Origin of the sequence: Streptomyces sp. NPDC003247, from assembly GCF_042888135.1 — a bacterium.
In the GTDB taxonomy this organism is placed as follows: domain Bacteria; phylum Actinomycetota; class Actinomycetes; order Streptomycetales; family Streptomycetaceae; genus Streptomyces.
In genome coordinates this window covers 45,590-70,575 of record NZ_JBIAPF010000005.1, presented here as the reverse complement: position 1 = coordinate 70,575, position 24,986 = coordinate 45,590, and the positions used below count along the sequence as shown (strand labels likewise).

The 24,986-nt window shown below is 74.0% G+C and carries 7 protein-coding genes and 2 pseudogenes; 2 read left to right on the top strand and 7 right to left on the bottom strand.

The features are described 5' to 3' along the window. Together ACFYWQ_RS17870 and ACFYWQ_RS17865 are read left to right on the top strand one after the other, a co-directional pair. Positions 1 to 10,530: an amino acid adenylation domain-containing protein gene (locus ACFYWQ_RS17870; RefSeq protein WP_389517563.1), complete on the top strand. Its 10,530-nt coding sequence runs from the start codon at positions 1 to 3 to the stop codon at positions 10,528 to 10,530. Next, positions 10,527 to 11,936 carry a DHA2 family efflux MFS transporter permease subunit gene (locus tag ACFYWQ_RS17865; RefSeq protein WP_389517561.1) on the top strand — a complete coding sequence of 470 codons (1,410 nt, stop codon included), beginning with the start codon at positions 10,527 to 10,529 and terminating at the stop codon, positions 11,934 to 11,936. Before ACFYWQ_RS17870 ends, ACFYWQ_RS17865 begins: the two co-directional genes overlap by 4 nt. A 91-nt stretch (positions 11,937 to 12,027) precedes the next feature. On the opposite strand, the gene ACFYWQ_RS17860 is transcribed toward ACFYWQ_RS17865, so the two are convergent. From ACFYWQ_RS17860 to ACFYWQ_RS17830, 7 genes and pseudogenes are all read right to left on the bottom strand, one after another. Further along, positions 12,028 to 12,696, bottom strand: coding sequence for a TetR/AcrR family transcriptional regulator (locus ACFYWQ_RS17860; protein ID WP_389517559.1), 669 nt, complete (start codon positions 12,694 to 12,696; stop codon positions 12,028 to 12,030). Positions 12,697 to 12,772: 76 nt separating this feature from the next. Next, on the bottom strand, positions 12,773 to 13,102 hold the full coding sequence (locus ACFYWQ_RS17855) for an alpha-amylase (protein WP_389517557.1): 330 nt from the start codon (positions 13,100 to 13,102) through the stop codon (positions 12,773 to 12,775). A gap of 457 nt (positions 13,103 to 13,559) precedes the next feature. Next, a pseudogene (locus ACFYWQ_RS17850) lies at positions 13,560 to 16,631 on the bottom strand (alpha-amylase family glycosyl hydrolase); the annotation flags it as partial. Between the two features lie 192 nt (positions 16,632 to 16,823). After that, a pseudogene (locus tag ACFYWQ_RS17845) lies at positions 16,824 to 19,931 on the bottom strand (alpha-amylase family glycosyl hydrolase); the annotation flags it as partial. A gap of 199 nt (positions 19,932 to 20,130) precedes the next feature. Further along, positions 20,131 to 21,831 (bottom strand): carbohydrate-binding module family 20 domain-containing protein, encoded by a 1,701-nt coding sequence (locus tag ACFYWQ_RS17840; RefSeq protein WP_389517555.1) that lies wholly within the window; start codon positions 21,829 to 21,831, stop codon positions 20,131 to 20,133. Between the two features lie 422 nt (positions 21,832 to 22,253). Further along, on the bottom strand, positions 22,254 to 23,303 hold the full coding sequence (locus ACFYWQ_RS17835; protein ID WP_389517553.1) for a LacI family DNA-binding transcriptional regulator: 1,050 nt from the start codon (positions 23,301 to 23,303) through the stop codon (positions 22,254 to 22,256). Then, positions 23,300 to 24,985 carry a glycoside hydrolase family 13 protein gene (locus ACFYWQ_RS17830; protein ID WP_389517551.1) on the bottom strand — a complete coding sequence of 562 codons (1,686 nt, stop codon included), beginning with the start codon at positions 24,983 to 24,985 and terminating at the stop codon, positions 23,300 to 23,302. The genes ACFYWQ_RS17835 and ACFYWQ_RS17830 overlap by 4 nt, the downstream gene beginning before the upstream one ends. Position 24,986: the final 1 nt, after the last annotated feature.

Here is a 24,986-nt window from a genome sequence, read left to right as displayed (position 1 = left end):
TTGAGCACCTCACGCGTCCCCTCGGACCGCCTGCTCCCGCTGACCGGCGCCCAGTGGGGGATCTGGAACGCGCAACGCCTGGAGCCGGACTCGCCCTACTACGTGGTCGGCGACGTGGTGGAGATATCGGGCGACGAGCCGATCGACACCGGGGCGCTGGCCGAGGCCGTCCGGGCGGTCCACGAGGAGGCCGAGAGCCTGCGGCTGCGGGTGTTCGACACCCCGTCGGGGCCGCGTCAGACGGTCGGCGAGGCGCCGGTCGAGCCGCCCCGGGTGGTCGACCTCGGCGGGGAGGCCGACCCCGCGGCCGCGGCGGCCGCGCTCGTCGAGGCCGAGCGGGTACGGGCGGCCGCGACGTGCCGCGAGATGGTGGACCGGCCGCTGTACTCACCGGTCGTCATCCGGCTGTCGGACCACGAGGTCTGGTACACCCAGATGGGCCACCACCTGGTCATCGACGGCTACAGCGGCGCGATGCTGGCCCGCCGCACCGCCGCCCGCTACACGGCCCTGGTCCGCGGCACCGAGCCGCCGCGGCCCGCCTTCGGCACGATCGCCGGTCTCGTCGCCGCCGACCGGGCCTACCGGGACAGCGACCGGGCCGCCGAGGACCGCGCGTACTGGGTGGACCGGTTCACCCCGCTGCCCGACCTCGGCGACACCCGGACCACCGCCGGGCCGCCCGGCCCCGCCCTGACCGCCCGCGCCGTGCTCACGCCCGGGGAGACGGCCCGGCTGCGCGCCTTCGCCGACCGGGAGGGCGTCACCTGGGGCGAGGCGCTGATCGCCTGCTACGCCGCGTTCCTCCACCGCGTGCTGGGCCGCACCGACGTGGTCTTCGCGCTGCCGCTGATGTGCCGCACCGAGTCGGTGGAGCTGCGCACCCCGGCCATGGCGGTCAACGTGCTGCCGCTGCGGGTGACCGTGCGCGGCGGGGACGGCCTGGCGGAGCTGACCCGGCGGGTCGCCGGCGTCCTGCGGGAGATGCGCGCGCACCAGCGCTACCGGGGCGAGGACCTCCCCCGCGACCTGGGCGTGCCCGGCGCGGGCGCGCTGCTGCACGGTCGCGGCATCAACCTCAAGGCGTTCGACCTGGCGTTGGACTTCGCCGGGGCGAGGGGGACGATGCGCAACATCGCCGGCGGTCCGCCCGAGGACATGGGCCTGACCGTGCTGCCGACCCCCGACGGCGGGCTGCACCTGGGCTTCGAGGTCGACGCCCGCGGCAACGACCAGGCCGTGGTCGACGGCAAGCTGACCGGGCTGCGGGCGCTGCTGACCGGGCTGCTCGACGGTCTGCCCGTGGGCCGCGTTCCCCTGGCCGGCGACCGGCCGCCGGCGCAGTGGACGCCCGAGGCACTGCCGGGGGTGCCGCTCGCCGTGCCGGACGCCTTCGACGCCATGGTCGCCGCCCACCCGGGTCGCACGGCCCTGGTCTGCGGGCGGGACCGGCTGTCCACGGACGAGCTGGCGGACCGGGTGCACCGGCTGGCGCGGGCGCTGCGGGCCCGCGGGATCGGGCCCGACGACGTCGTGGCGCTGGCGCTGCCCCGTTCGGCCGGCCTGGTGACGGCCCTGCTGGCGGTGCTGGACGCGGGCGCCGCGTTCCTGCCCCTGGACACCACGCATCCGCCCGAGCGGCTGCGCACCCTCGTCGACGACGCCCGCCCCACGCTGGTGGTGACGGCCGGCGCCATCGACGAGCTGAGCCGGGACGCCCCACTCACCGCGCCGGACGGACCCCCCGGCGCGGTCGACGGGCGGCAGCCGACACCTCCGCCCGACGAGGAGGGGAAGCCCGCCGGTGCGGTCGACCATCCGGCGCGGGACACACCGCCCGCCGAGCCGGACGGACCCTCCGGCGCGGTCTACGGACGGGAGCCGACCGCTTCGGCCGACGAGGAGAAGCCCGCGGGCACAACCGACCGGCCGGCACGGAACGCGCCACTCACCGGGACGGACGGACCGCCCGGCACGGTCGACGGGCGGAAACCGACAGCTCCGGCCGACGAGGGGGACAAGCCCGTCGGCGCGGTCCACCGGCCGACGCGGAACACGCCGCCCGCCGAGCCGGACGGGCCCTCCGGCGCGGTCGACGGGCAGAGGCCGACGGCTCCGGCCGACGAGGAGGAGAAGCCCTCCGGCGCGGTCGTCGGACGGAAACCGACACCTCCGGCCCGCGAGGAGAAGCCCTCCGGCACAGCCGGCCCGCTGGCGTGGGACGTGCTGCTTCGCGAGGCCGAAGGGCGGTCCGGCGCGCCGCTCGAGGCCGGTGAACTGGCCGCGCCCCGGCACCCCGACGACCTGGCCTACGTGATCCACACCTCCGGGTCGACCGGGCGCCCCAAGGGTGTGCTCGGGCGGGCCGGCGGTCTCGCGGCGCTGCTGCACCACCATCGCGCCGCGGTCGTCGCCCCGGCCGAGCGGGCCGCGGGCAGGCGGCTGCGCACCGCCCACACCTATTCCTTCGCGTTCGACTCCGCGTTCGACCACCTGGTGTGGCTGCTGTGCGGGCACGAACTCCACGTCTACGACGCCGAGACCGCCCGCGACGCCGACGCCCTGCTCGCCGCGTACGCACGCGACGGCATCGACGTCGTCGACACCACCCCCTCGATGGCGGCGCCGCTGGTCGACGGCGGTCTGCTGGACCTGCGGCCGACGCTGCTCGTCCTCGGCGGCGAGGCCGTCCCGCCCGCGCTGTGGCGGCGGATCGCCGCGTCCGGGGTCACCGCCCGCAACCTGTACGGGCCGACCGAGGCGACCGTGGACAGCACCACGGCGCCGGTCACCGGTGACGAGCCGGTCATCGGCCACCCCCTCGCGGGCACCCGGGCCTACGTCCTCGACGGCGCCCTGCATCCGGTGCCGCGGGGCACGGTGGGCGAGCTCTACCTGGCGGGCCCGCAGCTGGCCCGCGGCTACCTGGGCAGGCCCGGCGCGAGCGCCGAGCGGTTCGTCGCCGACCCGTTCGGACCGCCCGGCACCCGGATGTACCGCACGGGCGATCTGGCCCGGTGGGCTCCCGGACGCGGCCTGGAGTACGCCGGCCGCGCCGACGAACAGGTCAAGATCCGCGGCCACCGGGTGGAGACCGGTGAGGTCGAGGCCGCGCTGGCCGCGGTGCCCGGGGTCACGGCGGCCGCCGCGGCCGTGCGGTCGTCCCGGCTGGTCGGGTACGTCGTGTCCGCCTCGGTCACCGGGGACGCGGTCCGCGCCCACCTGGCCGGGCGGCTGCCCGAGCACCTGGTGCCCGCGGCGGTGGCGGTGCTCGGCGCACTGCCGCTGACGCCCCACGGCAAGCTCGACCGCGCCGCGCTGCCCGCGCCCGCGGCGACCGCCGGCGGCGGGAAGCCGGGCACGGAGCGGGAGCGGCTGCTGTGCGCGGCGGTCGCCGAGGTGTTCGAGGTGGACCGGGTCGGGGTCGACGACGACTTCTTCGCCCTCGGCGGGGACAGCATCACCGCGATCACCGTCAGCAGCAGGCTGCGCGCCAAGGGCCTCGAACTGCGGCCCCGGGATCTGCTGGAGCGCCGCAGCTTCGCCTCGCTGGCCGCCTCCGCCGGGCAGGTGGCGGACGCCGACGGGCCGGCCGACGACCCGACCGGGCCGGTGCCCGCGCCGCCGATCGTCCGTGGCCTGCTCGACGCGCACCCGGACGTCGACGTCGTCGCGGGCTACGCGCAGTGGACGGCGCTGCGGGTCGACGGCCTCGCCCACGACGACCTGGTCCGGGGTGTGCGGGCGGTGCTCGACCGGCACGACGCGCTGCGGCTGCGCGTCGGGGAGGAAGGCCTGGAGATCCTGCCCGAGGGCACGGTCGCGGCCGTCGTGGACGAGGTGCGCGGGGAGGACCCCGAGGCGGTGGCCCGGCGGCTGGCGGGCGAGCTGGACCCGCGGTCGGGCGACCTGCTGCGGGCCGCCCTGGTCCGCACCGGGGACGGCGAGCCGGACCGACCTGACCGACCGGACCGACCGGATCAACCGGGCCGACCGGACCAACCGGACCGACTGGTGCTCGTGGTGCACCACCTCGCCATGGACGGCGTGTCCTGGCGGGTCCTGCTGCCCGACCTGCACACCGCCTGCACGGGCGGCGCCCTGCCGCGGACCGGGGCGTCCTGGCGGCGGCACGCCACGCTCCTCGCCGAGCAGGGGACGTCCGGCGCGCGCCGGGACGAACTCGGCCACTGGCTCGCCGCGCTCGGCTCCGCGACCCGCCTGGGCGCCCGGCCGCTGGACCCGTCCCTGGACACGGTGTCCACCGCCCACCGGTCGCTGACCGTGGCCCCGCCGGACGTCACCGAGGCCGTGCTGACCACGCTGCCCGCCGCCTACCGCGCGGGCGTCGACGAGGTGCTGCTGGCCGCGCTCGTGCTGACCCTGCGGGAGGGGGGCGCGGGCGGTGACGCGGTGACCGTCACGCTGGAGGGGCACGGCCGCGAACACCTCGATCTGTCCCGTACGGTCGGCTGGTTCACCAGCGAGTACCCGGTGCGCGTACCGGCCGCCGGCGACGTGGGGGACGTCCTGCGCGCGGCCAAGGAGGCCAAGCGCGGCGTCCCCGGCGCCGGCATCGGCTACGGCGTGCTGCGCTGCCTGGACACGGCGTCCGGCGCCGGACTGGCCGCCGTACCGCCGCCGGACGTGCTGCTGAACTACCTGGGCCGGTTCGCGCCGCTGTCGGGGACGGGGTGGCGGCTGCCGGAGCGGGACGCCTTCTCGGTGATCGAACCCGGCGCCAAGGCGCTGGAGCAGGTGCTGGCCCTCAACTGCTTCGTCCACGAGGAGGGCGCGCCCCGGCTCGCCGTGGAGTGGACGGCCGCGTCCGGGGTGCTCGGCCCCGACGCGCTGGCCGCCCTCCAGAAGTCGTGGGCGGCGGCCCTGGACGCGCTGGCCGAACACGCGCGGCGCGCCCCCGGCGGGCTCACTCCGTCGGACCTTCCGCTGGTCGCCCTCGGCCAGGACGCCATCGACGCCCTGGAGCGCTCCGGCCGGATCGAGGACGTGTGGCCCGCCACGCCGCTCCAGGTGGGACTGTCCTTCCACACCCTGGTCCGCGACGACCGGGACGCCGACGTCTACGTCGTCCAGGCCGTGACGACGCTGGAGGGCGATCTGGAGCCCGGGCGGATGGCGGAGGCCGCGCGTGAGCTGCTGCGCCGCCACCCCTCGCTGCGGGCGTACCTGGCCCCGGCGGGGGACGAGGTGGTGCAGGTGGTCCCCGCCGAGGTCACGCTGGAGTGGCGGCGCGACGACCGGTTCGCCGAGGCCGTCCGCGCCGACCTGCGGCGCCCGTTCGACCCGTCCGGGCCGCCGCTGATCCGCTTCCTGCTGTCCCGTACCGGCCCGGCCGAGCACAAGCTGGTGATCACCAATCACCACGCGCTGCTCGACGGCTGGTCCATGCCGCTGGTCGGCCGGGCCCTGCTGGGCCTCTACGCCGAGCTGGGCGGCGGCCCGCCCGTGCCGGCCGCCACGGACGTGTCGGAGTACTTCCGGTGGCTGGCCGGCCGGGACCGGCAGGCGTCCCTGGCCGCGTGGCGCCAGGCGCTGGACGGCGTCGACGGTGCCACGCGGCTGGCGCCGGCGAGCGTCGGGACCGGTGTGGAGCGGCCCGGCCGGGTGGCGGTCGAACTGGGCCGGGAGTTCAGCGACCGGCTGCGCGCGTTCGCCCGCGAGCGGGGCGTCACCCTGACCACCGTGCTCCAGACCGCCTGGGGCCTGCTGCTGGGCCGGCTCACCGGGCGGCACGACGTGGTGTTCGGCTGCCCGGTGTCGGGCCGGCCCGCCGAGGTCGACGGCGTGGAGTCGATGATCGGCCAGCTCGGCACGACGATCCCGGTGCGCGTGCGGCACACCCAGGACCTGACGGCCGCCGAGCTGTTGGCCCGGGTGCAGGCCGAGAGCGTCGCCCTGGCCGACCACCACTACGTCGGCCTGCCGGAGATCCAGCGGGCGGCGGGCGTCGGCGAGCTGTTCGACACCCTGCTGGTGATGGAGAACTTCCCGCTCTCCAGCCGGAACCGCACTCCGGTCGGCCCCGGGCTCGACCTGGCCGGGGTCGACATCACCGACGCCACGCACTACGCGCTGACCGTGATCGTGATCCCCGGGGAATCGATCACGATCGGACTCGGCTACCAGCCGCGCGCCTTCACGGAGGCGGCCGTGCGCGACCAGGGACGGTGGCTGCGGCAGCTGCTGCGGGAGATCGTCGACGGCCCGGAGCGGCCCGTGCTCGCGCTGCCGCTGCTCGACGGGGCCGAGCGGGAACGGATGCTGCGCACCGGCACCGAGGCCGTCCCCGCCAAGGAACGCGGGCCCTGGCTGGAGGAGTTCGCCGCCTGGGTGCGCCGCAAGCCCGACGCCGAGGCCGTCGTCTGCCGCGACCGCAGCCTCACCTACGCCGAGCTGGACCGGGAGGCCAACCGCCTCGCCCACGCGCTGATCCGGCGCGGGGTGCGGCCGCAGGACCCGGTGGCGGTGCTGCTCGGACGCGACATCGAGATGACGGTGGCGCTGTTCGGCGTGGTCAAGGCGGGCGCGGTGTACGTGCCGCTGGACGCGAGCCACCCCCGCGACCGGCTGGCGTACCTGCTCGACGACATCGCCCCGGCCGCCGCCGTGACGACCGGCGCCGAGCTGCCCGCCGCGCGGGAGATCCCGGTGCTGCGGCTGGACGACCCGGCCACGCTCGCCGGCCTGCCCGGCACCGATCCGGCCGAGGCCCGCGCCGCGCTCACCGAGGACGCCCTCGCCTACGTCATCTACACCTCCGGCACCACCGGGCGGCCCAAGGGCGTCGGGGTGACCCATCGCGGCGTGCCCGACCTGATCGCCCTTCAGGAGGAGGTCGTGGGGGTCACCGAGCACGACCGCTACCTGCACTTCGCGTCGACCGGCTTCGACGTGGCGTTCTGGCAGACCATGGTGCCGCTGCTGTCCGGGGGCACCTCCGTGATCGCGCCCGAGGAAGTGCGGGTCCCCGGCGACGAACTGCTCGACTACATCGTCCGGCACCGGGTGACCGGGGTGAACCTGCTGCCGTCGTTCCTGGCGGCGATGCCCGACGACCGCACCGTCGATCCCGAGGTGTTCTTCGTGGTCGGCGCCGAACGCCTCGACCCCGAGCTGGCGCGGCGCTGGGGCGAGGGACGGCGGGCGCTGTTCAACGCCTACGGTCCGACGGAGGTCACCATCAACTCCGTGACCTGGCGGTACGACCCGGACGACCCCGGCCCGCTGCCGATCGGCCGCCCCGACCCGAACGTCCGCGCCTACGTCCTGGACGGCGGCCTCCAGCCGGCCGGCACCGGGGTGACGGGCGAGCTGTACCTCGCCGGGCCGAGCCTGGCCCGCGGCTACGTCGGCCGTCCCGGCCTGACCGCCGCCGCGTTCGTCGCCGACCCCTTCGGTCCACCCGGCGAGCGGATGTACCGCACGGGCGACCTGGTGCGGTGGCGGCCGGACGGGCAGCTGGTGTTCCTCGGCCGCGCCGACCACCAGGTCAAGATCCGCGGCTTCCGCGTCGAACTGGGCGAGATCGAGTCGACCCTGACCCGCCATCCCGACGTGCGGGCGTGCGCGGTGGTCGTGCGGGAGGGCCGGCTCGTCGGCTACGTCATCCCGTCCGACGGCGCCGAGCCGGACCTCGCGCTGATCCGCGCGTACCTGGCCGCGCAGCTGCCCGAGCACATGGTGCCGACCGCGCTGGTGGTGATCGACCGGCTGCCGCTGAGCCCCAGCGGGAAGCTCGACCCCGCCGCGCTGCCCGCCCCGGAGTCCGCGGCGGCCCGTCGGCGCGAACCGGCGACCCCGGCCGAGGCGGTGCTGCTCGGCGTGTTCCGGGACATCCTCGGCAGCGACGACATCGGCCCCGACGACGGCTTCCTCACCATCGGCGGGGACAGCATCGTCTCCCTGCAAGTGGTGTCGCGGGCCCGTCGCCAGGGGCTCGGGCTGACCGCGCGGGACGTGTTCGAGGGAGAGACGGTCGCCGGGATCGCGGCCCGCGCCCGCGCCCTCGACGACACGGACGCCCCCGCGGTGGGGGACGCGCCGCTGACCCCGCTCATGCGGGACGTGCTGCGCCGGGCGGGCACCGCCGCGGACGGGTTCTGCCAGTGGGTGGAGGTGTGCGTGCCGTCCGGCGGCGACGAGGCCGGCTGGCGGGCCGTGCTCGACACCGTCCTGGCCCGCCATGACGTGCTGCGGGCCCACCTGGCCGGCGACGTGCTGCGCATCCCGCCGGCCGGCGCGGTGACCGGCGCCGACGTACTGACCCGCGTACCGGCCCCGCGCGACCCGCGCGCCCTCGTCGACGCGTGGACCGCCGCGGCCCGCGACGCGATGGACCCGCGCACCGGTCCGCTGCTGCGCGCGCTCTGGGTGGACGCCGGGCCGACCGCACCGGGCCGGCTCGTCCTGCTCGCCCACCACCTCGTCGTCGACGGCGTCTCCTGGCGCGTCCTGCTGGACGACGTGCGGCACGCCCACGAGGGCGGCACACCGGCCCGCCACGGACAGTCGTTCCTCGGCTGGGCGCGCTCGCTGCGCGACGCCGACCGGCGGGACGAACTGCCGCACTGGCGGCGGATGACCCCCACACCGGCGCTGGCGGCCCGGCCGCTCGACCCCGCCCGGGACACCGCGGCCACCTCGGCGCACCACGAGATCCACCTCGACGCCGACACCACCCGCGCCCTGGTGACGACCCTGCCCGCCGCCCTGCGCAGCACGCCGGACGCGGTGCTGCTCACGGCGCTCGCCCGGGCGGTCCGGGCCTGGCGCGGGACACCGCGGCTGCTGGTCGCCCTGGAGAGCCACGGCCGCCCGACGCGGGTGGACCTGTCGCAGACCGTCGGCTGGTTCACCGCCGTCCACCCCCTGCTGCTCGACGCCGACGACGACCCGAAGGCGGTCGGGGAGCGGCTGCGCGCCCAGGGCGACGGCCTGGGCCACGGCATCCTCACCACGGCCGGTCTGCTGGACCCCGTGACGCCGGAGGTCGCCTGGAACTACCTCGGCCGCTTCCCCGGCGCCCCGGACGGCGACGTCCTCTGGCAGGCGCCGCCGGACGCGGATCCGCTCGGCTCCGGTGGCTCGGACGCGCTGCCCCTGCCGTACGCCCTGACGGTCGACGCCCTGGTGCGCGACGACCGGCTCGGGGTGCGGCTGACCTGGCCGGCCGCGCTGTTCACGGCCGACGGGATCGAGGAGCTGGCCGGGCACCTGCGGACCGCGCTGCTGCGCACCGCCGCCGCGCCGGAGGTCAGGCGGCTCGCCGGCGACCGGCAGGCCGCGGAGGTACAGCCGCTGACCCCGTTGCAGGAGGTGATGCTGCGGCACTCGCGCACCGAGCGCCCCGACCCGTACACCGTGCAGTCGGTGTTCTCCCTCGCCGGGCCGCTCGACCTCGACGCGCTGCGCGCCGCCGGCGCGGACCTGCTGGCCCGCCACCCGAACCTGGGCGCGGTGTTCCCCGCCGGTCTCGCGGTGATCCCGGAGTCCCCCCGGCCGGACTTCCGGGTGTCCGACGGGCCGGCCGAGGAGGTGCTCGCCGCCGACCTGGCCGAACCGTTCGACCTGGCCACCGGCCCGCTGGTCCGCCTGACCGTGATCCGCCAGTCCCGCGAGCGCGCCGACCTGGTCCTGACCAGCCATCATGTGCTCTCCGACGGCTGGTCGGCGCCGCGCGTCCTCGCCGAGCTGTTCGCGCTGTACACGGCGCGGGTCCGGGGCGGGGCACCGGAGCTGCCCGCCCCCGTGCCGTTCGCCGGCTACCTGCGCTGGCGCGCCGAGCACGAGCCGGACCTCACCGTCTGGGCGGCCGAGCTGGAGGGCCTGCCCGAGGGCGACCATCTGACCGGCGGCGAGGACGTGGGCGCCGCGTGGCAGGAGCCCACGGTCATCACGTTCGACGCGCCGCTGGTGGCCCGGCTCACCCGCCTCGCCGCACGGCGCGGCCTGACCCGGAACACGCTGGTGCAGGGCGCGTGGGCGGTGCTGCTCGCGAGGCGCTCCGGCCGGGCGGACGTGTGCTTCGGCGCCATGGTCGCCTGCCGTCCCCCGGAGCTGGAGGGCGTCGAGGAGATCATCGGGCTGCTGGCCAACACGGTGCCCGTACGGGTCCGGCTGACGGGCACGCTCGCCGACACCCTCACCGCGCTCCAGGCCGGTCAGCGGGCCCTGGTCGAGCACCACCACGTGGCGCTGTCCGACCTGGAACGGCTGACCGGGCGGCGCAGGCTGTTCGACAGCCTCGTGGTGTTCGAGAACTATCCGGTCGACCCGGACCGGCTGCGTGAACCGGCGCCCGGCCTCAGGGTCGTCGGCACCCGCTTCCGCGAGGCCACCCATCATCCGGTGACGCTGACGGTCGTGCCGGACGGCGACGCCTGGACCGGGGTGCTCGCCCACCGGGCGGGGGTGGCGGCCGACGGGCTCGCCGAGGAGCTGCTCGGCCTGCTGCGGACCCTGGGCGACCGCCTCGACGACGACGTCCTCACCCTCCTGGAGCGCCGATGAGCAAGGACACCGCGCCGCCGGCACCGGCCGAGCGGGTCGACGGACGGCTGCTGCGGACCGCGTTCGTCCTGGTGCTCGGCACGTTCATGGCCACCGTGGACGCCACGATCGTCAGTGTCGGCATCGACACCCTGGCGGGCGAGTTCGACGCCTCCGTCGCCGGGATCCAGTGGGTCAGCACCGCCTATCTGCTGGCCGTCGTCACGGCCGTGCCCACGTCGGGCTGGCTGGCCGACCGGTTCGGGGGACGGCGGGTGTGGCTGGCCGCCGTGGGCGTGTTCCTGCTCGGCTCGGCGCTGTGCGCGCTGGCCTGGTCGGCGTCGAGCCTGATCGTCTTCCGGGTGGTCCAGGGCCTCGGCGGCGGGCTGCTGCCGCCGACCGGGCAGGCGCTGCTGGCCCGTATCGCCGGCCCGGCCCGCACCGGACGGGTGCTCAGCGTCGTCGCCGTCGTGCCCCTGCTATCGCCGGTGCTCGGCCCGCCGGCCGGCGGGTCCCTCCTGGCCGTGGCGTCCTGGCAGTGGCTGTTCCTGGTCAACCTGCCGATCGGGGTGGCCGCGATACTGCTCGCCCGCCGCCATGTGCCGGTGGTGCCGGCGGCGCCGGGGCGGACGGCGTTCGACGTGCGGGGGGCCGCGCTGCTCTCCCCCGGCCTGGCCGTGCTGGTGTTCGGGCTGACCGAGGTCGCCGACGGCCGCGCCCTCACCGCCACGGTGGGTGTGTCGGCGGGCCTGGCGATGCTGGCCGGGTTCACCGTGCACGGGCTGCGGACCCGCCGCACTCCGCTGATCGACCCCCGGCTCTTCGCCCGGCCGCCCTTCGGCGCCGCCGCCCTCGCGCTGCTCGTCCTGGGCGCGTCGGTGTTCGGCACGATGTTCCTGCTGCCGCTGTACTTCCAGACCGGCCGTGGACTGTCGGCGTGGCAGGCGGGGCTGCTGCTGGCCCCTCAGGGGGTGGGCGCGGCGGCGGGCTCGGTGCTGGTCAACCGGACCGTCGACGCGGTCGCCCCGCGGACGCTGGTGGTCACCGGCATCGCGCTGGTCCTGGCCGGCACGGTCCCGTTCACCCAGCTCCACCACGGGGTACCGGACGGCGCGACGGCCTCGGCGCTCGCGGTGCGCGGCTTCGGGATGGCCATGATCAGCGCACCCGTGATGAACATCGTCTACAGCCGTATCGAGCCCGGACGCATCCCTCGTGCGTCCGCGGCGCTCAGTCTGCTCAGTACCGTCGGCGGTTCGGTCGGCACGGCGGGCCTCGCCGTGGTGCTCCAGGACCGGCTGGCCGCCCGGCACCAGGACGTCCCGGAGGCCTTCGCCGACACCTTCTGGTGGGTGGTCGGTCTGGGACTGCTGGCCGCCGCCGGGGCCACGCGCCTGCTGCGGACCCGTGCCGGCAAGCGGGCGTGACGCGGCCGGCGGCCGCCCCGGCCGCTCTCGGCGTGGCGGCCGGCGTCCCCGCACGCCCGCGGGGACGCCGGAGCGGCGCCTTCGGTCCGGTTCAGTCCGGGGTCGCGACCGGTTCGGCCCGCAGGAAGGACAGGGCCATGCCGCCGAGGTCCTCGAGGAGGGTGGGCAGATCGCTGCCCTCGGCCGCCGTGGGCGCCACGTCGAGCGCCAGGGCACGGGCCAGGGCGGCGTAGACGGTGGTGAAGATGGAGCCCACGGCGCGGACGGGATCGGGGTGCCGGATCTCGTCCCGCCGGCTGAGCAGCAGTTCCGTGAATCGGTCGCGCAGGTCCCTGTACCCGGACTTGCCCATGTCGGCGACCGTCGGGTCCACGGCACCGCGCTGGAGGAACGCGCCGAGGACCCTCCCCTCGCGTTCCAGCAGGCCGGCGAACTCGGCGATCAGCGCGGGCAGCAGTTCGACCAGCGTCAGCCCCGCCCAGCGCTCCGCGTCGGTGAGGGTGCGGTGCTCGGCCCGCATCCGCTCCAGGAACCTGCCCTGCGCGGCGCGCAGCAGGTCGTCCTTGCCGTCCACGCGGGTGTAGATGGAGCCGACCGACACCTTGGAGCGGCGGCTGACCTCGGTCAGCGCGAAGCCCGCGTACCCCTTCTCCGCCAGCAGGTGCAGCGTCGTGTCGAGCACCAGATCGAACGAACGCTGGCTGCGCTCCTGCTTGGGAGCGCGGACGCCGGCTGCCGCGGGACGTTGTGAAGGGGACACGCCCAGATCCTACGCCGGGAGGGCGGGGCGGCGGCCCGGCAGGTGCCGCCCCGCCCGGGACCGTCGTCGGTGACGGTCAGCCGTCCTCGGCGGTGGCGCACAGGACGGCACCGAGCACGTGGGCGCCGTCGGTGCCGTAGCCGGGGAAGGTGATGAAGTCGCCCGGGTCGGCGACGCGGCACGGCACGTCCCGGCCGTCGCTGTAGGAGATGGTCAGGGTGTAGGTGCTGGAACAGGTGTTGCTGACGAACGTGTAGCGCCAGTCCGCGCTGACCTCCAGGCAGGCGGGGGCGCTGTCGGACGTCTCCGCCGCCGTGGGCGGCACGGCGTGTGCTGCCGTGCCTCCCGTCAGCACCGACAGCGCCGCCGCCGCGACCACGATCGTTGAACGCGTAACCCGTCGCACGGGGTTCCTTCCCTTCAACTCGTGAAACCGACGACTCGACTCTAGGGGCGCTCACGAGCACCTCGGTCCGATTTGGGCCACCTTTCGCAACTTTCAGTAACTCCTTTCAATCACTTCTGCACACAGTGCTCAGGGATTTCCGCAGGTGCCGTGGTCGGTGGCGCCGCTGCGGGGCGCGGGTGTGCGCGCGGCGCGGGGGAGGTCCCGGGGCCGGTGCCGCGCCGGTGCGGGGCATCGCGGCAGGGCAGGGCCCGATTGCCGGCGCCTGAGCGCCCCGCCCTGCGCGCACCGCCCGGATCGGCCGGAAGAAGTCGTCGCCCGCCGGGCGGGCCCGGCGGCGGGCGCTCCGCGGGCGGCCGGAAAAACGGGCGGCGCCGGTCTCGTCCGCCGACTGCTCGGCGGACGGGACCGGCGCCCCGGTGCAGGCCCTCTCAGGGGAGCCGCTTCAGAACCGCACCTCCACGCCGGTCGCCGCCAGCAGTGCGCCGTTGGCGGCCCGCTGGGTGGCGACGACCTGGCCGCGCAGCGCCTCCGCCACCCGGTCGCGGTCGCGCGGGTCGACGGTGAAGGCCGGCAGGTCGCCCAGTTCCGGGTGGGCGGCCTTCTCCGCCGCGGTGAGCTCCGTCGGGCTCAGGCGCAGCCACCGGCCCTCGTGGGAGAGGGCCCCGTCCTCGATGGCGAGCGTGCCCTCGCCGTCGTAGACGAGCTGCTGGGTCGTCGAGCCGGTGGCCTTCACGTTCCACACCAGCGTGTCCGTGCCGATCCAGTGCGCCTCGGACGTGCCGAGGTCCAGGTCGGGAGCGGCGCCCACGGTGGGCAGCAGATAGCCGGTGTCGCCGCTGACGAGCCAGGCCTCCTTGCCGTAGGTGGCGAAGTCGAGGGAGCGGTCGCTCGCGATGTCCTTCTCGTCGCCCTTGTGGATGATGTAGCTCAGCGAGGTCGCGTTGTCCGCCAGGGGCACTTCGAAGGTCACGCCGAAGGCGTCCTCGGCGACCGGGAGCAGCGGCTTGGTCCAGTCGGTGGGGGTGGCGGCGCCGGTCCAGGCGTGCAGGCCCCAGCCGTCGTAGTCGCCGTCGGACCGGTGGTAGTGGATGACGGCCGTCTTCGCGTCCTGCGGCGGGTAGGCGCCGTCGGGCGCGGTCTCCGCCTGGCCGTCCTGGCCCTGTGCGATCCAGACGGCGCCGGTGTCCGCCAACGCGACGGTGCGCTCGGGGCCGTCGGCCACGCCGTCCTTCTCCACCGTGTACGTCACCTCCGTGGCGTCCTCGGCGAGCTTGACCCAGGCGAAGGCGCCGTAGGCGTCGCGGCCGACGAAGTCCGCCGTCGCCGTACCGGACTTCAACTGCCAGCCGTCGTAGTCCCCGTCCGTCCTGCGGTAGTGGACCACGGCGTAGTCGCGGTCGACCGCGCTCGGGCGGGCCGGCTCGGGCGGTTCTCCGGCGCTGGTGGTGGCGAGGTCGCTCGCGGTGCGGCCGCGGCTGTCGACGACGACGGCCTTGTACCGCAGGGCCGTTCCCGCCGCGACGGTGTCGGGCAGGTGCTGGGTGATCCGGTAAGGGGCGTGGTCGGCCGAACCCAGGGTCTGCCAGGCGCCGTCACCGACCTGCGCGGCGAACACCACCCGGTTCAGACCACCGCCCGACACCTCGGCCGAGATCTCCACATCGCCCGTGGCACCCGCCGCCGGAGCCGTCAGCTCGACCTTCGGCGCCGTCTTGGGGGCGGCAAGCCGCTGCCCGGCCTTCAGCACCACCGCCGACAGGCCCGGCACCGTCACGCTGATCCGCCGGCCGGCGTCGCTCCGCACCTTCGCCGACGTCCCGTAGACGCCCGTGAACGTCGTCCGCGCCGAGTCCGTCTCCAGCTCCACCGTCCGCGCCTCGGCCGAGTTGTTCACCGCGACGACGTACTCGATCCGCTCGTCCGCGTCGGTCCGCGAGAAGGCGTACACGCCCTGCCCGCTGTCCGCGTACCGCTCCGTCTGCACACCGTCCCTGAGCGCCGGATGCTTCTTCGTCAACGCCGACAGCGCGGCGATGGAACGGTAGAGCGGGTGCTGCTGGTCGTACGCGTCCGAGGCGTGTGTGCGGTCCGTGCCGATCTGGTCGTCGTCCAGGTAGTCGGCGACCTGCGAGGCGAACAGCGTCTGGCGGGCTCCCTTGTCGCCGCCGGGGCCGGTGAAGCCCTGCTCGTCGCCCGCGTAGATCACCGGGTTGCCCCGGGACAGGAACAGCAGCTCGTGCGCGAACGTCGACCGCTTCAGCAGCTCCGCGTCGCTCGCGTCCGGGTTGTCCTGGGCGATGAAGGAGCCGATGCGGCCCATGTCGTGGTTGCCGAGGAAGGTCACCTGTTCATAGGCGTTGGCCTTGTCGGTGGTGTACCGGTAGTCCTGCGCGAAGACGGCGGAGAGGGTGCCGGCCGGCTTGTCCTGCGAGGCGTAGCCGCGGATGGCGTTCTGGAGCGGGAAGTCGAGCGTGGCGTCGAGGCGGCCCTGGGTGACGTAGGGCGCGGTGACGGCCGGGTCGGAGGAGAGCGTCTCCCCGAAGACGAAGAAGTCCTCGCGGCCCCTCTTCGCGGCGTACGCGTCGACGGCCGTGGCCCACTGGGTCCAGAACTCCATGTTCACGTTGCGGACCGTGTCGACGCGGAAGCCGTCCACGTCGAAGTCCTCGACCCACTTCTGGTAGATCCGCTCCATGCCCTCGACCACCTCGGGACGCTCGGTCCACAGGTCGTCCAGGCCGGTGTGGTCGCCGTACAGGCCGCTCTCGCCGACGAAGGTGGAGTCGCCCCGGTTGTGGTACATCGTGGGGTCGTTCAGCCACGCCGGGACCTTCGTCCCCTCCTCGCCCGCCAGGGTGACGGGCGTGTAGGGGAAGCCGTCCGCGTCGACCTCGCGCACCTCCTCGGTGTCGTCGAAGGGGCGTCCCTCGGTGTCGAGGTAGGGGTAGGCGCCCTTGGAGCGGTAGCCGAACTCCTGCTCCGCGTAGGTGACGGTGTCGGCGGTGTGGTTGGTGATGACGTCGAAGAAGACCTTCATCCCCTTGGCGTGCGCCTTGTCGATGAGGCGCGCCAGGTCGGCGTTGGTGCCGAAGTGCGGGTCGACCTGGGTGAAGTCGGTGATCCAGTAGCCGTGGTAGCCGGCGGACTCGCCGCCGCCCTGCACCGGCTTGTTCTTGAAGATGGGCGCCAGCCAGATCGCGGTGGTGCCGAGCCCCTTGATGTAGTCCAGCCGGTCGATCACCCCCTTCAGGTCGCCGCCCTGGTAGAACCCCTTGTCGGTGGGGTCGTAGCCGGTCTGCGTGCGGTCGCCGGTCAGACCGCCCTCGTCGTTGGCGCTCGACCCGTTGGCGAAACGGTCCGGCAGGAGGAAGTAGGCCTGTTCCCGGGTGAGGTCGTGCCGGGCCGGCTCGGCGGCCAGCCGGGCGTCCGACGGCGGGGCCTGCGGCCGGGAGCCCGCCGAGGCCGGCGGGGCGGCGTGCAGCGAACCGGCGAGCACCGCGGCGGCGACGGCCGCGGCGGTCGCCACGGCGGTGCGGCGGGCGGTGCGCCGCGCCGGGGCGCCGGGACCGTCCGCGCCACCGCGGGTGTCGCGGTGCTCCGGCGGCGGGCCCGGGACGGCTCTTCGGCGCGTCGGGTCCTTCGGTGCTCCGGCGTCGTGCCGGTGCGTCGGGTCTCTGTCTGAACCAGTCACCGTGCTGGGTCCTTCCGGTCAGTTGTCGGCGATGCGGACGGCGGTGGCGCCGAGCAGGGCGCCGCTGTCCGCGCGCTGGGTGGCGATCAGTGCGCCGGCGTCGAGCGCCTGGGCGACCCGGTCGCGGTCGCGCGGGTCCACGTGGAACACGGAGGCGTCGGCGAACCGCGGATACGTCTCCTGCTGCTCCTGTGTCAGCTCGCCCGGTACCAGGCGCAGCCACCGGCCCTCGTCGGAGAGGGCCCCGTCGACGAGCGTGAGGCCGCCCTCGGGCGCGTAGACGAGCTGCTGGCTCGCGACACCCGTGCCCTCGCCCTCCCATACGACGGTGTCGTCGCCGATCCAGGTGGCGGCCGACCGGCCGAGGTCGAGGCCGAAGGCCCCGCCGATGGAGGGCGCCAGGTAGACGGGGTCACCGGCGACGCGCCACACCTCGTGCCCGTACAGGGAGAAGTCGAGGGCCTCGTCGGCGGCGATGTCCTTCTCCTCCTTCTTGTGGAGGATGTAGCTGAGCGAGGCGGCGCCGTCCTTCAGCGGGACCTCGAAGACGAGGCCGAAGGCGTCGCGGCGCACCGGCTGGATGGGGTCGTTCCACTCCGGCGGATCGGCCGAGCCGGTCCAGGTGTGCAGCCCCCAGCCGTCGTAGTCGCCGTCGGGCCGGTGGTAGTGGAGGACGGCCTTCGTGGTGTCCTGGGGCGGAGCGGCGTCCTGGGGCCGGTCGGTGCGGACCGTGTCGCTGCCCTGCCGGGCCCACACCTCGGCGGCGACGGAGAAGTCGACGGTCATCTCGGTTCCGTCGGCGGTGCCGTCCTTCTCCACCGTGAAGCGGACGGGTCCGGTGCCGGGCGGGATCCAGGCGAAGGCGCCGTAGGCGTCGCGTCCGGCGAAGTCCGCCGTGGTGCCGTCGGCGGTCCTCAGCCGCAGCCCGTCGTAGTCGCCGTCGTCCCGCTGGTAATGGACGACACCGTAGGTGCGCTGCACGGTCGGCTTCCCGGGGACGGGGGCCTGTCCGGCGCTGGTGGTGGCGAGGTCGCTCGCGGTGCGGCCGCGGCTGTCGACGACGACGGCCTTGTACCGCAGGGCCGTTCCCGCCGCGACGGTGTCGGGCAGGTGCTGGGTGATCCGGTAGGGCGCGTGGTCGGCCGAGCCGAGGGTCTGCCAGGCGCCGTCACCGACCTGCGCGGCGAACACCACCCGGTTCAGCCCACCGCCCGACACCTCGGCCGAGATCTCCACATCGCCCGTGGCACCCGCCGCCGGAGCCGTCAGCGTCACCTCGGGCGCCACCGCCGGTGCCTTCGGACGGCGGTCGGCCTTGAGCACCACGGCCGACAGACCGGGAACCGTCACGGTGATCCGCCGGCCGGCGTCGCTCCGCACCTTCGCCGACGTCCCGTAGATACCCGCGTACGTCGTCCGCGCCGAGTCCGTCTCCAGCTCCACCGTCCGCGCCTCGGCCGAGTTGTTCACCGCGACGACGTACTCGATCCGTTCCTCCGCGTCGGTCCGCGAGAAGGCGTACACGCCCTGCCCGCTGTCCGCGTACCGCTCCGTCTGCACACCGTCCCGCAGCGCCGGGTGCTTCTTCGTCAACGCCGACAGCGCGGCGATGGAACGGTAGAGCGGGTGACTCCGGTCGTAGGCGTCGGAGGCGTGTGTGCGGTCCGTGCCGATCTGGTCGTCGTCCAGGTAGTCGGCGACCTGCGAGGCGAACAGCGTCTGGCGGCCGTCGACGTCACCGCCGGCGCCGGTGAAGCCCTGCTCGTCACCGGCGTAGATCACCGGGTTGCCCCGGGACAGGAACAGCAGCTCGTGCGCGAACGTCGACCGCTTCAGCAGCTCCGCGTCGCTCGCGTCCGGGTTGTCCTGGGCGATGAAGGTACCGATGCGGCCCATGTCGTGGCTGCCGAGGAAGGTCACCTCACCGTAGGCGTCGGCCTTGTCGGTGGTGTACCGGTAGTCCTGCGCCAGGACGTGGGAGAGGTCGGTCGCCGGGGCGCCCCGGGAGGCGTAGTTGCGGAAGGCGGCCTGGAGCGGGAAGTCGAGGGTGCCGTCGAGCCGGCCCTGCACGAGGTACGGCGCCATCACCACCGGGTCGGCCGAGAACGCCTCGGCGAACACGAAGAAGTCGGGCCGTCCCTGCCGGGCCGCGTACGCGTCGAGCGCCGTGGCCCATTGGGTCCAGAACTCCATGTTCACGTTCTTGGCGGTGTCGACGCGGAAGCCGTCCACGCCGAAGTCCTTCACCCACGTCTCGTAGATCCGCTCCATGCCCTCGACCACTTCGGGACGCTCGGTCCACAGGTCGTCGTTGCCCATGAAGTCGCCGTACAGGGCGCTCTCGCCGGCGAAGGTCGAGTCGCCGCGGTTGTGGTACATGGCGGGGTCGTTGAGCCAGTCGGGCACCATCCGGTCGTGCTCACCGGTGCGTACCTGCGGCGTGTAGGGGAAGCTGTCGGCGTCGACCTCTCGCATGCCGGTGCTGTCGTCGAAGGGGCGGCCCTCGGTGTCGAGGTAGGGGTAGGCGCCCTTGGAGCGGTAGCCGTACTCCTGCTCCGCGTAGTCGACGGTGTCGGCGGTGTGGTTGGTGATGACGTCGAAGAAGACCTTCATCCCCTTGGCGTGCGCCGTGTCGACCAGTCGCGCCAGGTCGGCGTTGGTGCCGAAGTGCGGGTCGACCTGGGTGAAGTCGGTGATCGCGTATCCGTGGTAGCTGGCGGTCTGCCGGCCGTTGACGGTCTGGACGGGCTTGTTCTTGAACACCGGTGCCATCCAGATGGCGGTGGTGCCCAGTCCCTTGATGTAGTCCAGCCGGTCGATCACCCCCTTCAGGTCGCCGCCCTGGAAGTAGTCCTTGTCGGTGGGGTCGTAGCCGGTCTGGGTGCGGTCGCCGGTCAGACCGCCCTCGTCGTTGGAGGTCGACCCGTTGGCGAAACGGTCCGGCAGGAGGAGGTAGAACTGTTCGCGGGAGGACGCCGGGCGGGCCGGGGTGCGGGCCAGCGCCGTGTCGGACGGGGGGTCGGCGACGGCCGCGGCGGCGGCCGGGGGCGCGGTGGCCGGCAGGGACGTCAGCGCCGGGGCGATCAGGGCCAGGGCCAGTAATCTGGCGGTCCTGCGCCGGGGCGGGGACAGGATCACGGGGTATTGCTCCTCAGCGGTCGCACGTGGGCGCTTCTGATGGATCTCCGCGGCGTCGCGGAGATCCATGAGAAGCGCCCTGGGGCGCCGCCCGCGGGGCGCGGGCGGCGTGGGTGGTGCTGTGTCGTCCGGCGCGCCGCCGTGAGGGCGGCGCGCCGGGCGGTCGTGGGGGGCAAGACCGTGAAGGGGGACCGGCTCAGCTGCGCCAGGTGTCACTCAACGTGATCTTGCCGCTGGACGGGACGGTGGCGGTGCGGTTGCTGCCGCTCTCCCAGGTGACGTTGCCGGAGGCGTCCTTGCGGATGTACTTGTACTCGAAGGACGTTCCGGCGGTGAGTTCGACGTCGAGCTTCCACACGGGGTAGCTCGTCGGGTCGAGCTTGAGGGCGTTGGAGGTGTTCCAGTTGCCGAGCGCGCTCTGGTTGCCGGTGACGTAGATGTTCTCGCCGTAGACCGTGGTGGCGGTGACGTTGAACGACGCGCCGGTGCTGACGACGGGCTCCTCGCTCTCGTCGTCGCCGCACGAGGTCGCCCCGGTGTGCAGGGCGAGCGCGGTGTTGGAGCCGAGCGTGGCGGTGAACTGGCCGGAGCTGTTCACGGTGACGGGCTGGTTGCTCTGGACGTCGCAGTAGGTGCCCGCGGGCAGCGAGGTCTGGAAGGTGCCGGTCAGCGACGAGGACTCGTGGTTGATCACCACGTAGGCGTTGCTGCCGCGGCCGAACGCGATGGCGTTGTTGCCGTTGTCCCACCAGTTGGTGACCGCGGCGTCGCCGGCGGTGTTGCGCCACCCGACCATGCTCGCGATCTCGGTCCAGGCGTGCTGGCACTTCCAGCCCTCGGTGTAGCAGGCGTTCACCTGGCCGTTGTTGGGCGGTCCGGCGTCGTGGTCGGAGAACTCGTAGCCCGAGTGGACGTCCGGGGAGCCGTAGGGCCAGGCCAGCATGAAGACGTTCGCCAGGGTGAAGTTGGCGCCGTCCTTGTAGGTGAGGGTGGTGCCGCTGCGCTCGGTGTCGTGGTTGGTGACGAACACGGAGGAGGTGGCGCTGGGCAGGTAGCCCCAGGCCTCGCCGAAGTTCTTCAGGTACGACAGCTTCTCGCTGTTGAAGACCCGCTTGAGGTCGCGGCCGTAGGTGAACTCCTGGACGTCACCGGTGCCCGTGTACTGGCTGGGCTGCACGGCCTCGCCGGAGGCGCCGATGGTCTCCTGCTTCCAGTAGACGCTGGAGTTGGTGAGCCGGCTCTTGATGTTGCTCAGGTCCGCCGGGTCGATGTGCTTGGCCGCGTCGATGCGGAAGCCGTCGACGCCGAGCGAGAGCAGGTCGTTCATGTAGCCGGCGATCGTCTTGCGGACGTACTCCTCGCCGGTGTCGAGGTCGGGCAGGCCGCCCAGCTCGCAGTGCTGGACGTTCCAGGCGTCCGCGTAGTTGCTGACCGAGGCCGTGCAGTCGTCCAGGTCGGCCGCGGAGTAGGTGCCCGGGTAGTCGTACTTGCTGAACGTGGAGCCGCCGGAACCCGTTCCGGAGCTGTTCGCCATGTGGTTGATTACCGTGTCCACGACAACCTTGACGCCGGCGGCGTGGCAGGTGCTCACCATGGACGAGAAGGCGGTCCGGTCGCCCAGCCTGGTGTCGATCTTGTAGCTGACGGGCTGGTACGCGGTCCACCACGGGGTGCCCTGGATCCGCTCCTGCGGCGGTGACACCTGGACGTACCCGTAGCCGGCGGGCCCGAGGGTGTCCGTGCACGCCTGGGCGACCGAGCTGAACTTCCATTCGAACATCACGGCCGTGACGTCCTTGTCGCCGGGAGGCGCCGCCTGAGCGGTACCCGGCACCGTGACGGCCACAGCGGCTCCCGCGACAATGGCGAGTGCAGCGGCCACGGTTCTCCTGGCCATGGTTCCTCCTGATCCACGAACGTGGGGGGATGCGGACGAGAGGCCTCACGCAGCAACGCGCCGTGCCTGGGGGCCTGTTGACGGTTCTTGCTGAAACACGGCAGAACTTCTTGCGGTCGTGACCGTACGAGTCTCCTCACCGTTGGTCAACAGGTGGCGCAAGAGCCCTTTCATCTTGTTCGAGAAGCCCAAGGTCAGCCGGTCGCTTGGGGTTTGACTGGCTGAAAACTCTTTCGCAATGGTTGCAACGGTGTTACGTTCAACCGCACTTCCGGTCCGGTGTGCCGGAGGGACGGGACGTACGTCCGACGCCCTCACGCGCCCGGCCCGCCGGACCGGTTGCACGACCGAGGCCCCGCGGCCCACTGCCGCCCCGCTGCCCCGACCAGGGCCGGCCGCGGGGCCTCCCCCACATGGCCGCCTCACGCGTTCCACCGCGCGGTCGAGCCCCGCACCACCAGCTCCGGCTGGAACACGAACTCCGTCCGCTGCACGGGGTTTCCGTCGATCTCCTCCAGCAGCGCGTCCACCGCGGCCGTCGCCATGGCCTGGACGGGCTGGCGCACCGTGGTCAGCGGCGGATCGGTGAAGGCGATGAGGGGCGAGTCGTCGAACCCGATCACCGAGACGTCACCGGGTACCTCCCGCCCGCGCTCGCGCGCCGCGCGGATCACCCCCAGCGCCATGAGATCGCTGCCGCAGACGATGCCGGTGCACCCCTGGTCCAGCAGCGCGCCACCCGCCGCGTGGCCGCCCTCCACGGTGAACAGGGTCCGTCTGATGCTCCGTCCGGTCGCCTCGCGGGGCACGCCCAGCTCGCTGCGCACCGCCGCCGCGAACGCCTCGGCCTTGCGCCACGACGGCACGAACCGGGTGGGGCCGATGGCGAGCCCCACCCGCTCGTGCCCCAGGTCGGTGAGGTGCCGTACGGCCATACGGATCGCCGACCGGTCGTCCGAGGAGACGCACGACGCCCTGATCTGCTCGTTGAAGCCGTTGACCAGCACGAACGGCATACCGCGGCTGGCGAGCTTGTGGTACCGGGTGGGGTCGGCGGTGAGGTCGGCGTGCAGCCCGGAGAGGAAGACGATGCCGGTGACGTCCCGCTCCAGCAACTGCTCCACCAGCTCGTCCTCGGTGGCTCCGCCGGGCATCTGGGTGCACAGCACGGGCGTGTACCCGTGCCCGGCCAGCACCTGCTCGATGACCTGCGCGAAGGCCGGGAAGATGGGGTTGGTGAGCTCCGGGATGACGAGGCCGACCAGGCCCGCGCTGCGCTGGCTGAGCCGGACGGGCCGCTCGTAGCCGAGGACGTCGAGGGCGGCCAGCACCCGGCGCCGGGTGCCGGCCGCCACCCCCGGCTTGCCGTTGAGCACCCGGCTGACGGTGGCCTCGCTGACCTGCGCCTGGGAGGCGATGTCCAGGAGCCGCGGGACGCCTCGGTCGACGCCCCGCGGCAGGGAGAGCGTCACACCACAGCCCACCAGACAGTGCAGTCCGCCGGCAGCTCGACCTCGTCGGCGGCGTCCACGCAGGCGTCGCTGCTCAGCAGGATCCGGCCCGGCGACGGCAGCCGGACCGGCGCGTCCGTGGTGTTCACGGTGCAGACCAGGTCCGACCGGTACGGCTCGCTCCCGGGCCGGCCCGAGACCCGGCGGAAGGCCAGGACGCCCTCGGGCGCGTCCAGCCACTCCACCCGGTCGCCGGCCCCCAGCGCGGCATGGTCCCGGCGCAGCGCCAGCGCGCTGCGGTACAGCTCCAGGGTGGAGTCGGGGTCGCCGGACTGCGCCTCGACGGACAGGTCCGCCCAGCTCGCCGGCTGGGGCAGCCAGGCCGGTCCGCCGGCGGGTCCGAAGCCGTACGGCGGCTCGGTCCCCGACCAGGGGATGGGCACCCGGCAGCCGTCGCGCAGCCCGTCCTGGCCGTTGTCCCGGAAGAACGACGGGTCCTGGCGCACCTCGTCGGGCAGGTCGGTCACCTCGGGCAGACCGAGTTCCTCGCCCTGGTAGACGTAGGCGGAGCCGGGCAGCGCCAGCATCAGCAGGGTGGCCGCGCGGGCCCGGCGCAGTCCGCGCCCGGGATCGCCGTCGGCGAGGCGGGTGGCGTGCCGTACGACGTCGTGGTTGGACAGGACCCAGGTGCTCGGTGCCCCGATGGGGCGCATCGCGTCGAGGGACTCGTCGATGGTGGCCCGCAGCGCGCCGGCGTCCCAGCCGGTGCCCAGGTAGTGGAAGTTGAAGGCCTGGTGCAGTTCGTCGGCGCGCAGGTAGAACGCGGTGCGCTCGGCGCTGGGCGTCCAGGCCTCGGCGACGCCGATGCGCTGGCCCGGGTACTCGTCGAGGATCTGGCGCCAGGAGCGGTAGATCTCGTGCACGCCGTCCTGGTCGAAGAACGGCAGGGCCTGGTTGCCCAGCAGCTTCAGCTGCTCGCGGTGGCCGAGGTCGGGCAGCCCGGCGGCCTTCACCAGGCCGTGGGCGACGTCGATGCGGAAGCCGTCGACGCCCATGTCCAGCCAGAACCGCAGCACGGAGCGGAACTCGTCCCGGACGGCCGGGCTGTCCCAGTTGAAGTCGGGCTGCTCGGGGGCGAACAGGTGCAGGTACCACTCCCCCGGTGTGCCGTCCGGGTTCGTGGTCCTGGTCCAGGCGGGCCCGCCGAAGACGGACTCCCAGTCGTTGGGCGGCTCGCCGCCGTCGGTGCCGCGTCCGGGGCGGAAGTGGAACCGCTCCCGCAGCGGCGAGCCGGGGCCCTCCCGCAGCGCCCGGCGGAACCAGTCGTGCTGGTCGGAGCAGTGGTTGGGGACCACGTCGATGATGACGCGCAGGCCCAGGGCGTGGGCGTCGCGGATCACGGCGTCGGCGTCGAGCAGGGTGCCGAACATGGGGTCGACGGCCCGGTAGTCGGCGACGTCGTAGCCGCCGTCGGCCTGCGGGGAGACGTAGAAGGGGCTGAGCCAGACGGCGTCGACGCCGAGTTCCCTCAGGTACGGCAAGCGGGTCCGCACCCCCTCCAGGTCGCCCTCGCCGTCGCCGTTGCTGTCGGCGAAACTGCGCGGGTAGACCTGGTAGATGACGGCGTCGCGCCACCACTCGGGGCGGTCGGGGCCGCCGGCGCCTTCGACGCCGGGGACGGGTTCGGTCAGGTACTGGGTCATG